Here is a 12,300-nt window from a genome sequence, read left to right on the forward strand (position 1 = left end):
GTTTGAAGGAAGGCAAGGCTGGTTAGTCGCGCACCACCAAGACAGAGCAGGTTGAATGCCGCACAACCCGCGCCGCATTGGGACCCAGGAGGTAATCCTTGAAGTCCGGCTTGTGTGCGCCGATCACAATCATCCCCGCCCCGTCAGCCGACGCTGTCTTCAGGATTTCTTCATATGCCGTACCCGTGGCAACAACATGCCGGATCCCGGCATTCACATCGGCCCCCAACGCTTTTTCGCAGATCGCGTTCAATTCCTCCTTGGCGTGTTCGATTGCTTGCTTGTGGTGCCCTTCGTTGAAGAAACTGCCCACAACAGACATACCGAAATCAGGGACAACAGTGATCACGTCCAGTTGCGCGTTCATCAACGATGCTTGCTGACCGGCGGCCTGCAAGACGTTGATGTCGCGATTGGCGTTGCTGATATCAACAGCACATAGAACGGCACGGGTCATGCGGTGGCTCCTTCTTCACGGGTCCCTTTGGCGCGTTGCGATTGCAAAAAGGCGACAAGGCCCAACAACAGCAGCGCGGGAACAAAGATGATCTCTTTGGGCATCTGATCCGCCGGTGCGCTGACCGATTTCAGCACCACCGGGTCGTCGCCATAGAAATCAAAGCTTTGCATTGTTTCGGCGAAGGGCGAGCCAAAAAGTGGTTCTTCCAGCTTGATCACCCCGTCCTCAGGCGACAATAGCAGCCCGGTCGCTTCCAACCGCCCGGCGCTTTCGCCGGTGACCGGCAGAACCAAGGTGGTGTCCTTGACCTCGAACGTATCAAAGTCCGGTCCTGACACGACCAACCGCAGCTCGCCCCCTTCGGAGGCCTCTGCCAGCGCGGTTTCGAACTGTGCCGGATCGATCGAGGTAAACGGTGGCTGGATCCGGTTAATGAAGAAATCAGGTCGGAACAGCGCAAACGCGATCAGGACCAACGCAACACTCTCATAGATACGCGAGCGTGTCAGGAACCAACCCATTGTACCTGCCGTGAACACAAGAATTGCAATGGTTGCCGTTATGGCGACCAAAATCGCTTGGAACCCTGTAACATCAATCAACAGCAGATCGGTGTTGAAGATGAACACAAACGGCAAGGCCACCGTGCGCAGGCTATAGAAAAACGCCGTGAACCCGGTGCGGATCGCGTCGCCGCCCGACACCGCGGCGGCGGCGAAACTGGCCAGCCCCACCGGTGGTGTGACATCGGCCATGATACCGAAATAGAACACGAACAGGTGCACCGCGATCAGCGGAACGATCAGGCCGCTATTGGCGCCCAGCTCGACCACCACACCCGCCATCAGCGAACTGACGACGATATAGTTGGCCGTGGTGGGCAAACCCATGCCCAGCACCAGCGACAGCAGGGCGACCATGATCAGCATCAGCACCAGATTACCGCCGGACAGGAACTCCACCAGATCGGCCATCACCTGACCCACGCCGGTCAGGGTCACGGTGCCCACGATCACGCCCGCGGTGGCCGTGGCCAGACCGATGCCGATCATGTTGCGCGCGCCGTCGATCAACCCGTTGATCAGGTCCCCCACGCCCGCCACAAAGGCATTGGCCGTGTCATTGGTGCCGCGAAAGATCGATTTCAGCGGCCGCTGTGTCAGCAGGATCGCAAACAGCAGCGCCGTGGCCCAGAAGGCCGACAGACCCGGCGATTTCTGTTCGATCATCAGGAAATAGACCAACACGATGATCGGCAGCAGGTAATAAAGGCCCGACTTATAGATCTTGGCGATCTCGGGCAGCTCCACCTGCTTGGCGTTCGGGTCATCGGGCACCAGGTCGTCGGTCTGCGCGGCCATCCAGACCAGCGCGACATAGGCCAGGAACACCAGGGCGGCCAGAACCCAACCCGCGCCTTCCGGAACCAGGGCCACGATGCCGCGCACCGGGTATTGCACCCCGTAACACAGCGCCGCGAACCCGGCGAAGAAGATCGTCATGCCGCCCACGGTTTTACCCATGCTGACCACCTTGTTGCCAAGGGTTGGCATGTTGCGCTTCACCGCCTCCAGATGCACGATGTAAACCAGCGCGATATAGCTGATCGCGGCGGGCAGGAAGGCGTGGGTGACAACCTCGAAATACGAGATGCCCACATATTCCACCATCAGGAACGCCGCGGCGCCCATTACGGGGGGCATGATCTGTCCGTTGACCGAACTGGCCACCTCAACCGCGCCGGCCTGCTCGCTGGAGAACCCCACGCGTTTCATCAGGGGGATGGTAAAGGTGCCGGTGGTCACGACGTTGGCAATCGACGAGCCCGAGATCAGGCCGGTCGCGGCCGAGCCGACAACCGCCGCCTTGGCCGGCCCACCGCGCAGGTGGCCCAGCGCGCCAAACGCCATCTTGATAAAGTAATTGCCAGCGCCCGCCTTATCCAGCATGGCGCCGAACAGCACGAACAGGAACACAAACTTGGTCGACACGCCCAGCGCGATGCCAAACACACCCTCGGACGTGATCCACATGTGGCTCATTGCCTTTTTCAGGCTGGCACCTTTCCAGCGGATAACCTCTGGCACGTATTCGGACGAGCCGAAGAAGACATAAAGAAGGAAGATCGAGGCGATGATCGCCATAGCCGGGCCCAGCGCGCGCCGCGCGGCCTCGAACAACAGGATCAGACCGGCCAGCGCGAACCATTTGTCGGTATCGTCAGCCAGGCCGCCGGAATTCACGATCTTGTCGTAGACAAAGTAGCCATAAAGCGCGATGCCCGCGCCGACAAAGGCCATGATCCAATCCTGCACAGGGATATACCCGCGTGGGCTGGATTTCAGCGCCGGATAGGCACAAAAACCAAGGAAGATGGCAAAGGCCAGGTGGATCTGGCGCGAGTTATTGATCAGATCGCCCGGCAGCAGCACGTTCGACAAGGGCGAGGCAAGCACCACCTGAAACAGCGACCACACAACGGCAACAATAGCCAGCGCGGTTCCTACGGGACCAGCAGGGTTGCGCGCACCCGCGTCGGACGCGGCGACAAGCTCCTGCAGTTCTTCTTCACTTAACCCGGAATTGCCCGGAACCTGGTCGGCCATTGTAAATCACCCCTGTTGTCCGCGATTTTATCTTGCGGTTTTTTGTTGCGCCTTTTGGCGCTAAAGGGGGTGCGCAAACTGTGCTGCGCACCCCAAGTTTGTGAGTGGTGGCTTAGTTGATCCAGCCTTTTTCTTTGTAATACTTGGCCGCACCAGGGTGCAGCGGGGCCGACAGACCATCCGCGATCATTTCTTCAGCCTTCAGGTTAGCAAAGGCCGGGTGCAGTTTTTTGAAGTCATCGAAGTTTTCAAAGACCGAGCTGACAACGGCATAAACAGCCTCGTCCGATACGTCGGCCGAAGTGACAAATGTTGCGCCCACACCAAAGGTGGTGGTGTCGCCGTCCGACCCGCGATACATGCCGCCCGGAATGGTGGCGGTACGATAGAACGAGTTGTCGTCAACCAGCCCTGTCACTGCGTCACCTGTCACGTTCACCAGAACCGAGTCGCAGGCCGTGGTGGCCTCTTGGATCGAGCCCGAAGGGTGGCCAACGGTATAGACCATAGCGTCGATCTGGTTGTCGCACAGTGCCGCCGACTGCTCGGCCGCCTTCAGCTCGGTTGCAAGGGCGAAGTCATCGGTCGACCAACCCATGGCTTCCAGCAGCACTTCCATGGTGCCGCGCTGACCCGAACCCGGGTTGCCGATGTTCACCCGCTTACCTTTCAGATCGTCAAAGGACGAAATGCCCGCATCAGCACGCGCAACAACGGTGAAGGGCTCCGGGTGTACCGAGAACACGGCACGCAGACCTTCGAATGCACCGGCCTCTTCAAAGCGCGAGCTGCCGTTATAGGCGTGGTACTGCCAGTCCGACTGCGCCACACCAAATTCCAGCTCGCCTTCGCGGATGGTGTTGATGTTGTAGACCGAGCCACCGGTGGATTCGACCGAGCAGCGAATGCCGTGCTCTTTGCGGCCCTTGTTGACCAGACGGCAGATCGCGCCGCCCGTGGGGTAATACACCCCGGTCACACCACCGGTGCCGATGGTGATGAACTCTTCGGCCATGGCAACCGGCGCCATCAAGGCAGCGGCGGCAGCACCGACAACGGTCAGTTTAAATTTCGCAAGCATCATGTTCTCCCTGTTCTGCTTACTGGTGTTTTAGCCATCCCAAACTTCGTTGAGTTGGCGGTGGCTTTGTTCGACAGCGGCAATTCGGTCGCTGCCATCCGGGCCAAGACGGCCCACTAGAATGCCGATCATCGCTTCCATCAGGAACATTGTGCCCACATAGGAGGAATAGAAATGCGGGCTGTTGGTCGGCACGATGAACCCGGCCGACGCATAGCGCAGCGCCGGGCAGGCATGGGTATCGGTGATCACCACCACATAGGCGCCCTTTTCCCGGGCCAGCCGTGCGGCATTGATCGATTTGGGGGCAAAGGGCGGCTTTGTGACAATCAATATGCCATCGCCCGGCTGAAGTGCTGTGAGGGCACTGCCCAGCGAAGCCCCCGCGCGCCCGGCCAAAGTCCAGTTCGGCTGACAGAAATCAGCCATATAGGACAGGTATTCGACAACGCCCGTCGACCCCAGCGCGCCGAACAAGAGGACCTTGCGTGCCTTAAGCAACGCGTCGACCGCTTGCTCCAAGGCATTTTGATCGATATCGCGCGCCAGATCGCGAAGGTTGTTTTGACACGCCGCAAGATGAGCCTCGAAGAAACCGGCATTGCCGGCTCGATGATCGTGCCGCAGACGCTCTGCCCTCGTGGCGAAACTGTCCTCACGCCGGCTTATCTTACGACGCATCACCTCACGCAGGTCTTCGAAACTGTCGTATTCCAGCGCGCGAGCAAGGCGGGAATAGGTGGCGGGAGCCAGGCCACTTTCGGTGGCAACGGCGCGCAGACTGCGCGTGGCGACCTCCAGAGGGTTGGCGGCAACATAGTCCCCCGCCTGCCGCAGCTTTTCGCTCAGCACCTCGTATTTTTTTGAAAGCCGCTGTTCGTAAGACCCGCTCAAAAACTTCACCCAAGCGTTATCAATTTGTCGACCGTTTCATGTGTTTCAATTATTGTCAACATTCGATTCATATGTTTCAATTCCGACCAGCACGTTCTGGGGAACTCGCGATGAGCCATATTTTTCCACGCCACACCAAGGTGGCGCCGCCGAAAGCCATGCGTGGTGAAGGCGCGTATTTGTTTGATGAAACGGGCAAGGCCTATTTGGATGGGTCTGGCGGGGCCGCGGTATCGTGCTTGGGCCACTCTGATCCCGATGTTTTGGCGGCGATACATGCGCAGATCGACACCCTGCCATTTGCGCATACGGGGTTCTTCACTTCGGATGCAGCCGAAGAGCTCGCCGACCGCCTTGTTCAAAACGCACCCGATGGGTTGGATCGGGTTTACCTTGTTTCAGGTGGGTCCGAAGCCGTGGAGGCCGCGCTGAAACTCGCGCGGCAATACATGCTGGAAACCGACCAGCCGGAACGGCATCGGTTTATCGCGCGTCGGCAAAGCTATCACGGCAACACGCTGGGGGCGCTGGCCACCGGGGGCAACCAGTGGCGTCGCGCACCGTTCGAACCACTGATGGTGGAAACCAGCCATATCGACCCCTGTTATGCCTATCGCTTGCAGACCGGTGGCGAAACGAACGAAGCATACGGTCGGCGCGCCGCGGACGCATTGGAGGCCGAGATTCTGCGCCTAGGCCCCGAGACCGTGATCGGCTTCGTTGCCGAACCGGTTGTGGGCGCCACAGCAGGGGCCGTCCCGCCTGCGCCCGGATATTTCAAACGCATTCGCGAAATCTGCGACAAGTACGGTGTTCTGCTGATCCTGGACGAAGTCATGTGCGGGATGGGCCGCACGGGCACCTTTTTTGCCTGCGAACAGGACGGCATTTCCCCGGACATCGTGACCATCGCGAAAGGGTTGGGCGCAGGTTACCAGCCTATTGGTGCTATGATGTGCACACAGCGTATCTACGCCGCGATAGAGAATGGCAGTGGGTTTTTCCAACACGGCCACACCTATATGGGCCACCCAACCGCGTGCGCGGCAGCGAATGTTGTGGTGTCAAAGCTAACCGATGGCGGCCTGACCCAGCGGGCTGCTCAAACCGGTGACGACTTGCGGGCAGCGTTGCTGGACCGGTTTGGGCAACATCCCAATGTCGGCGACATCCGTGGCCGCGGTTTGTTTCTGGGACTGGAACTTGTCGCCAACCGCGACACCAAGGTTCCGTTTGAACCGTCACTGAAGCTGAGCGCCAGAATCAAGCGTGCGGCCTTCGAGGCCGGTCTGATCTGTTATCCGATGGGCGGCACCATCGACGGTCAGCGTGGCGACCATGTGCTTTTAGCGCCGCCATTCATACTGACGCAGGACCAAATCGCCGAGTTGGTCGACAAGCTCGACACCGCGATGGCGAAATCCCTGACTGCTTGAGAACCCCATGACCAAACCTTGTATCATTTGCGTGGCCATCACCGGCTCGGTCGCCACGAAGGCCAACAATCCTGCTGTTCCCATAACGGTTGAAGAACAGGTTGAAAGCACCCATGCCGCGTTCGAGGCGGGTGCAGCCATTGCTCATTGCCATGTCCGCAATGACGATCAAAGCCCCAGCTCGGACCCTGAAAAATTCGCCCGCCTGAAAGAAGGAATCGAGGAACACTGCCCCGGTATGATCATCCAATTCTCTACCGGCGGTCGCTCGGGTGCGGGCCGGGAACGTGGCGGGATGCTGCCGGTTGGTCCGGACATGGCGTCGCTTTCGGTTGGCTCAAACAATTTTCCCACCCGCGTTTACGAGAACCCGCCCGATCTCGTGGACTGGCTGGCCAGTGAAATGCGTCGTTATGAAATCACCCCAGAGATCGAGGCATTCGACCTGAGCCATATTCTGACCGCCATGCGCATGCATGCGGCAGGCAACCTGCATGGCAAGCTTTATGTTCAGTTCGTCATGGGTGTAAAAAACGCTATGCCCGTAGATCGGGAGGTATTCGACTTCTACGTTGAGCTTGTGCAAAGCCGTGCGCCAGATGCCAATTGGTGTGCCGCGGGTATTGGCCCGAACCAATTAACCGTTAATGAATGGGCCATCGCCGCCGGCGGTCATACCCGCACCGGATTGGAGGATAACGTGCGCCTGGATCGAAGCACCCTGGCCCCTTCAAATGCCGCACTTGTTGCACGGGCAGCGGATCTCTGCTCAAAATACGACCGGCCTGTCGCAACTCCGTCACAGGCACGGCGCATCCTTGGACTGCGCGACATCACTGCCTGAACGGGAAGACCACCAAGTCCAGTTATAAATTGCACAAAAATCGGGCATACATACTAAGTATCATCACCTAGTTTGCCAAAATTGCGCGCCGCGGCGCAGCAAACGCAATTGACAACACATGACGCGCTGTTCAGGTTTCGCGAAATTTCAAAGGGGAGCATCATGAAGAAGATTTATGACAATGCCGCCGAAGCTCTCGACGGGCTACTGCATGACGGCATGTTTATGGCGGCTGGCGGCTTTGGGCTGTGCGGCATTCCGGAACTGCTGATCCAGGCGATCAACGACGCCGGAACCAAGGATATCACCATCGCCTCGAACAATTGCGGCGTGGATGATTTTGGCCTGGGCATCCTTCTGGCTGACAAACAGATCAAGAAGATGCTGTCGTCCTATGTGGGCGAAAACGCCGAGTTCATGCGCCAATATCTTTCGGGCGAGCTGGAGCTGGAGTTCAACCCGCAGGGCACCCTGGCCGAACGCATGCGCGCCGGTGGCCACGGCATTCCCGGCTTTTACACCAAAACCGGTGTGGGCACGGTGATCGCCGATGGCAAAGAGCACAAGGACTTCAACGGCGAGACCTATATCCTTGAGGAAGGCATTTTTGCCGATCTGTCCATCGTAAAGGCGTGGAAAGCCGATGAGACGGGCAACGCGATCTTTCGCAAGACCGCCCGCAACTTCAACCCGCCCGCAGCCATGTGCGGCAAGACCTGCGTGATGGAGGTTGAGGAGATCGTGCCCGTTGGCAGCCTGGACCCCGACACGATCCACCTGCCCGGCATCTATGTGCACCGCATCATCCAAGGGCAGCACGAGAAACGTATCGAACAACGCACCACGCGGGAGGGCTGAGCCATGTGGGATCGCAATCAGATGGCCGCACGCGCGGCAAAGGAACTGCAGGACGGCACGTATGTGAACCTCGGGATCGGAATCCCGACGCTGGTGCCCAACTTCATCCCCGACGGGGTCGAGGTGACGCTGCAATCGGAAAACGGCATGCTGGGCATGGGCCCCTTCCCGACCGATGACGAGGTTGATGCCGACCTGATCAACGCCGGCAAGCAGACCATCACCGAACTGCCCAACACTGCGTACTTTGACAGCGCCACATCCTTTGGCATGATCCGCGGCGGAAAAATCGCCATGGCGATCCTGGGCGCGATGGAAGTGGACGAGAAAGGTGACCTGGCAAACTGGATGATCCCCGGCAAGCTGGTAAAGGGCATGGGCGGCGCCATGGACCTGGTGGCCGGCGTTGGCCGTGTCGTTGTGGTGATGGACCACACCAACAAGCATGGTGCCTCGAAGCTGCTGAAAGAATGCACCCTGCCGCTGACCGGCAAAGGTGTGGTGGACCGCGTGATCACCAACCTGGGCGTTCTGGACGTGGTTGAGGGTGGCCTGAAAATCGTTGAAACCGCAGACGGCGTCTCCGAAGACGAACTGCGCGCTGCAACCGAAGCGACAATCGTCGCTTAAAATCAAAACAGGGGCCCGGTTCGGGCCCCTGTTTTTTTGTTCCAGTTCAACTTGGCTATTACAGGCCGTGGTTGAAACCGTCGCTTGCTTCTTCGATCGTGCGGAAGATTTCAGCTGCACGAGACTGGCTCTTGGTCGACAGAACGGCGTTCGAACGGTCGGACAGCAGACCACGGTTGTTCGATTCGTCCTGAGCAAAGATGTCAGCAAAGATTTCAGCTGCACGTGCCTGACCTTTGGTCGACAGCACTGCGTTCGGACGTGCGTTCAACAGACCACGGTTGTTACTGTCATCTTCGGCAGCGATACGAGCGAATTCGCGGTCGGCGCGTTCGTCAGCGTAAGCAGGAGCAACAACAGACAGGGCAAGGGCGGCAGTAAGGATTACGTTTTTCATAGTTCAGATCTCCATCAGAGTGTTTTGGGATACGGCGTTGTGCCGTTGATGATGTCGATCTGGGGTTGGGGTTCGCTCGCTTCAATGCACAGAAGCGTGAGGTTGAAAGTTTTACTGCGCACATATGCACACAGCGCTGTGATCTACTGCGAGCCACTTGTGCGGAACACACAGCCGTCGCTGACAAGTTGCGGCGGTGTCATGCATAGACCCTGCGCCACAGTCCACGCGGCAAGAACCTTTGGAACGTAGTCGCGGGTCTCTGCATAAGGGGGGACGCCATCGTTTTTCTTCACAGCCCCTTCGCCGGCATTATACGCGGCAAGGACCAAGATAGGGTCGCCATCGAACTCTTGCATCAGCCAATCAAGGTATTTGACTCCGCCCGCGATGTTCTGTGCCGGATCCGCTGAATCCTCGACACCAAACCGTTCAGCGGTCGCCGGGATCAGTTGCATGACTCCATGCGCACCCTTTGGGCTCAACGCTTCGGCGTTGCCGCCGCTTTCTACACTGGCGACAGCCAGCGCGAGCGCCGGCGATACGGACGTTCCAACCGTGGCGATCAACAAATCTGTCCCATAGGTTTCCGCCAACGATTGCATTTGCGCCAATCGTGGTTTTGAAACCCCCGTCCCTTCCGGTCCTGCGGCAAGCGCCGTCACGGCCTCTTGTAAACGCCCGGGGGCACTATCAATCAGAGAGGGAGAGATGAGCTCCCAGTACCAGGCATAGCTGCCAATCCCGGACAAAGGGTTTGGTGCAACGGCAACGGTGCTTTCGGGCTGTGGCAGATCGCTGGGTGGTGCAATCACAGCGGGATTATCTCGTGGCGGCACCTGAACGGTGATCCTTTTCTTTGTATCGGGTGCGGGCGGCTTGACGCGCTTGAATGTAAACCCGGACGAGGCCGGCACCTCGGCCAAAACCCCGCCCGCCAGGACAACCCCTGCCAGTGCTGCAAGAAAAACTCGGTTCATTTTGGGCTCTGCTCTGCCTCTGTTTTCGTGCAAACAGTCGCAAATTTTGAGTTTTTCGGCCAGAAAATTCGGTGTTTGGGGCAAGTTTCACAGGGTGATTCACCTTAACCAAAGGTTATTCCAAATTTTCTTTAAAAAAACATTCCATTTAAAAACAAATACTTAAGTCGTTTTTGCCGGGAAATTTGAAGTCGTCAAAAATTGCCCTGCACCCGCCAAACTCTTGCCCCATTCCAAGGGCTAATTAACGCCATGCCAACGAGGCAAACGGGACAACAAACACCCCGGGAGCCAAACAGGCGAAGAAACTGACTGACTGACTGACTGACACACACTTAACTGAGAGGGTTATCCCATGAAACTGTTTGAAATGATCAAAAACTTCCGCAACGACGAAGACGGCGCTGTTACCGTTGACTGGGTTGTGCTGACCGCGGCCGTTGTTGGCCTGGGCTTCGCAGTATTCCAGTCGGTAGACGGTGGTCTGACCGCTCTGGGTTCGAACATCTCGACCGAAGTTGCTGGTGTTACTGTTGCTGCTGGCGACTAATAGTCACCGCGCATAACACGCAAATGGGCCGCATCGTTCGATGCGGCCTTTTTGTTTTTGCGCGCATGTGAGTGGGCGGCTTGCCATTACCCTTAGCTTCCGCGCCGAAGAGCCATTCGGCTCTAAAAAGTAGCTAAAATGCCTTCTTTTGGCCCGATTGGGGTGCGACAAACCATGGCCGGACGTCTGTTTGGTATTTGGTAATGCCGTGTGTTCGGCCGTAATTATGGAGGGCGCCATGCGCCAGATTGTGAAAAAGCTGTTCTGCGACGAGGAAGGCGCTGTCACCATCGACTGGGTGGTTCTGACGGCAGCCATCACCGGCCTTGCATTTGCTGTGATCTACTCGATGGCAAACGGCTCCGAGACATTGGCTGACTCGCTTAGCGGGAACTTGACCAGCCTGCCCGTCGCCGTCGGCGACTAGTCAGCCCGCGGAACATGCCATTGGCGCGAAATCGTGCAAAATCCCCGTTTTCACCACCGGTGGACCACCTTTCTGCCGCATTTCGCCAATAACTTTTCACCAATCGCTGGGCTGTGCGGTTATTTCACACGGATTGAAACCGCGCGCCCGTTCATATGAAAGGAACGGCTATGCGGCTACTTTTTGCATTTGTTCTGCTAATGGGCCTGGGTCTTGCGGGCTTTGCCGTCTACATGGTGCAGGGCTATGTCGCGCAGTATCAAACCGCCCTCGCAAACGAGCAGGCAGAGCGCGCCAAACAGATCAAGCTGACCGAAGTTTACATCGCCACGCGGGCCTTGGCCTATGGCGAGGAACTGATGGTTGAGGACGCCAAACTTGTTCCCTGGCCGGCAGAAACACTGCCCGAGGGAGTGTTTCAGGTTGCCGAGACCCTGTTCCCCGAAGAAAACGCCAAACCGCGCCTCGTATTGCGCGCCATGGAAGCCAACGAACCGCTTCTGGCCGTAAAGGTAACCCAGCCTGGCGAGGATGCGGGCATCACGTCGCGCCTGTCCAAAGGCATGCGCGCGTTTGCGATCTCGGTTGACGTAAGCTCGGGCGTTTCCGGCTTCTTGCGCCCCGGTGACCGCGTGGACGTTTACTGGACGGGGTCGGCCAGAGGCAAAGCCAAGGTGACGAAACTGATTGAGGCTGGCGTCCGTTTGATTGCTGTTGACCAAACCGCCGACAGCAATCGCCAAGGTCCAACCATCGCGCGCACGGTCACCGTCGAAGCAAGCCCACAGCAGGTTGCGACATTGGCCCAGGCCCAATCGACGGGTCGCCTTTCGCTGTCGCTGGTCGGCGCGACCGACGAAACCGTGGCTGCAGCAGTAGAGATTGACCAGAACCTTCTGCTGGGCATCGAAGACGAAGAAGAGCAGGAAGTTGTGGAAGCTGAACCGCAAGAGATCTGCACGATCCGTACGCGCCGCGGCGCAGATGTGGTCGAAATTCCTATCCCCTGCACCAACTAGGGGTACGCGAATATTACGGTTGTCAAAGCGGGCGGGGGCTTTCCTGCCCGCTTTGGCGTTGGGTCGTGAACGGTATTGTTGCGGGTTATCCACATAAGTTACCGCGCCCAAACGGTTG

At 58.1% G+C, this 12,300-nt stretch carries 13 protein-coding genes; 7 read left to right on the top strand and 6 right to left on the bottom strand.

The window, feature by feature from the left end:
• Positions 1-22: 22 nt before the first annotated feature.
• The 4 genes from ACMU_RS17655 to ACMU_RS17670 all read right to left on the bottom strand — a co-directional run bounded on the left by ACMU_RS17655 (position 23) and on the right by ACMU_RS17670 (position 5,050).
• On the bottom strand, positions 23-457 hold the full coding sequence (locus ACMU_RS17655) for a universal stress protein (RefSeq protein WP_035262477.1): 435 nt from the start codon (positions 455-457) through the stop codon (positions 23-25).
• Positions 454-3,066 (bottom strand): TRAP transporter permease, encoded by a 2,613-nt coding sequence (locus tag ACMU_RS17660; RefSeq protein ID WP_035262492.1) that lies wholly within the window; start codon positions 3,064-3,066, stop codon positions 454-456. Before ACMU_RS17660 ends, ACMU_RS17655 begins: the two co-directional genes overlap by 4 nt.
• A 112-nt stretch (positions 3,067-3,178) precedes the next feature.
• Positions 3,179-4,147 carry a TAXI family TRAP transporter solute-binding subunit gene (locus ACMU_RS17665; protein ID WP_035262684.1) on the bottom strand — a complete coding sequence of 323 codons (969 nt, stop codon included), beginning with the start codon at positions 4,145-4,147 and terminating at the stop codon, positions 3,179-3,181.
• 30 nt (positions 4,148-4,177) lie between these two features.
• On the bottom strand, positions 4,178-5,050 hold the full coding sequence (locus ACMU_RS17670) for a MurR/RpiR family transcriptional regulator (protein ID WP_035262496.1): 873 nt from the start codon (positions 5,048-5,050) through the stop codon (positions 4,178-4,180).
• 101 nt (positions 5,051-5,151) lie between these two features.
• Here ACMU_RS17670 and ACMU_RS17675 point away from each other — a divergent pair, with 101 nt between their 5' ends.
• The 4 genes from ACMU_RS17675 to ACMU_RS17690 all read left to right on the top strand — a co-directional run bounded on the left by ACMU_RS17675 (position 5,152) and on the right by ACMU_RS17690 (position 8,809).
• A complete protein-coding gene (locus ACMU_RS17675) occupies positions 5,152-6,477 on the top strand; it encodes an aspartate aminotransferase family protein (protein WP_035262500.1) in 1,326 nt (441 codons plus the stop codon).
• 7 nt (positions 6,478-6,484) lie between these two features.
• Entirely contained in the window at positions 6,485-7,321 is an 837-nt protein-coding gene (locus ACMU_RS17680) for a BKACE family enzyme (RefSeq protein WP_035262502.1), read from the top strand.
• A 162-nt stretch (positions 7,322-7,483) separates the two neighbouring features.
• Positions 7,484-8,179, top strand: a complete 696-nt coding sequence (locus ACMU_RS17685; RefSeq protein WP_035262687.1) for a CoA transferase subunit A — start codon at positions 7,484-7,486, stop codon at positions 8,177-8,179.
• Positions 8,180-8,182: 3 nt separating this feature from the next.
• Positions 8,183-8,809 (top strand): 3-oxoacid CoA-transferase subunit B, encoded by a 627-nt coding sequence (locus ACMU_RS17690; protein WP_035262506.1) that lies wholly within the window; start codon positions 8,183-8,185, stop codon positions 8,807-8,809.
• A 58-nt stretch (positions 8,810-8,867) separates the two neighbouring features.
• Here ACMU_RS17690 and ACMU_RS17695 read toward each other — a convergent pair whose 3' ends face one another.
• On the bottom strand, positions 8,868-9,206 hold the full coding sequence (locus ACMU_RS17695; RefSeq protein WP_035262508.1) for a hypothetical protein: 339 nt from the start codon (positions 9,204-9,206) through the stop codon (positions 8,868-8,870).
• Between the two features lie 143 nt (positions 9,207-9,349).
• Positions 9,350-10,186, bottom strand: a complete 837-nt coding sequence (locus tag ACMU_RS17700; RefSeq protein WP_051588434.1) for a lytic transglycosylase domain-containing protein — start codon at positions 10,184-10,186, stop codon at positions 9,350-9,352.
• A gap of 355 nt (positions 10,187-10,541) precedes the next feature.
• Here ACMU_RS17700 and ACMU_RS17705 point away from each other — a divergent pair, with 355 nt between their 5' ends.
• The 3 genes from ACMU_RS17705 (at position 10,542) to cpaB (ending at position 12,182) form a co-directional block, all read left to right on the top strand.
• Positions 10,542-10,736 (top strand): Flp family type IVb pilin, encoded by a 195-nt coding sequence (locus ACMU_RS17705; RefSeq protein ID WP_035262512.1) that lies wholly within the window; start codon positions 10,542-10,544, stop codon positions 10,734-10,736.
• Positions 10,737-10,974: 238 nt separating this feature from the next.
• On the top strand, positions 10,975-11,163 hold the full coding sequence (locus ACMU_RS17710; RefSeq protein ID WP_035262692.1) for a hypothetical protein: 189 nt from the start codon (positions 10,975-10,977) through the stop codon (positions 11,161-11,163).
• Between the two features lie 170 nt (positions 11,164-11,333).
• Positions 11,334-12,182: a Flp pilus assembly protein CpaB gene (gene cpaB, locus ACMU_RS17715; RefSeq protein ID WP_035262516.1), complete on the top strand. Its 849-nt coding sequence runs from the start codon at positions 11,334-11,336 to the stop codon at positions 12,180-12,182.
• Positions 12,183-12,300: the final 118 nt, after the last annotated feature.

It is taken from the genome of Actibacterium mucosum KCTC 23349 (assembly GCF_000647975.1).
Lineage (GTDB): Bacteria > Pseudomonadota > Alphaproteobacteria > Rhodobacterales > Rhodobacteraceae > Actibacterium > Actibacterium mucosum.

Coding starts and splice junctions, on each gene's coding strand:
- cpaB (WP_035262516.1), top strand. CDS start 11,334: ATGCGGCTACTTTTTGCATTTGTTCTGCTAATGGGCCTGGGTCTTGCG.
- ACMU_RS17660 (WP_035262492.1), bottom strand. CDS start 3,066: ATGGCCGACCAGGTTCCGGGCAATTCCGGGTTAAGTGAAGAAGAACTG.
- ACMU_RS17705 (WP_035262512.1), top strand. CDS start 10,542: ATGAAACTGTTTGAAATGATCAAAAACTTCCGCAACGACGAAGACGGC.
- ACMU_RS17690 (WP_035262506.1), top strand. CDS start 8,183: ATGTGGGATCGCAATCAGATGGCCGCACGCGCGGCAAAGGAACTGCAG.
- ACMU_RS17680 (WP_035262502.1), top strand. CDS start 6,485: ATGACCAAACCTTGTATCATTTGCGTGGCCATCACCGGCTCGGTCGCC.
- ACMU_RS17665 (WP_035262684.1), bottom strand. CDS start 4,147: ATGCTTGCGAAATTTAAACTGACCGTTGTCGGTGCTGCCGCCGCTGCC.
- ACMU_RS17675 (WP_035262500.1), top strand. CDS start 5,152: ATGAGCCATATTTTTCCACGCCACACCAAGGTGGCGCCGCCGAAAGCC.
- ACMU_RS17710 (WP_035262692.1), top strand. CDS start 10,975: ATGCGCCAGATTGTGAAAAAGCTGTTCTGCGACGAGGAAGGCGCTGTC.
- ACMU_RS17695 (WP_035262508.1), bottom strand. CDS start 9,206: ATGAAAAACGTAATCCTTACTGCCGCCCTTGCCCTGTCTGTTGTTGCT.
- ACMU_RS17700 (WP_051588434.1), bottom strand. CDS start 10,186: ATGAACCGAGTTTTTCTTGCAGCACTGGCAGGGGTTGTCCTGGCGGGC.
- ACMU_RS17685 (WP_035262687.1), top strand. CDS start 7,484: ATGAAGAAGATTTATGACAATGCCGCCGAAGCTCTCGACGGGCTACTG.
- ACMU_RS17655 (WP_035262477.1), bottom strand. CDS start 457: ATGACCCGTGCCGTTCTATGTGCTGTTGATATCAGCAACGCCAATCGC.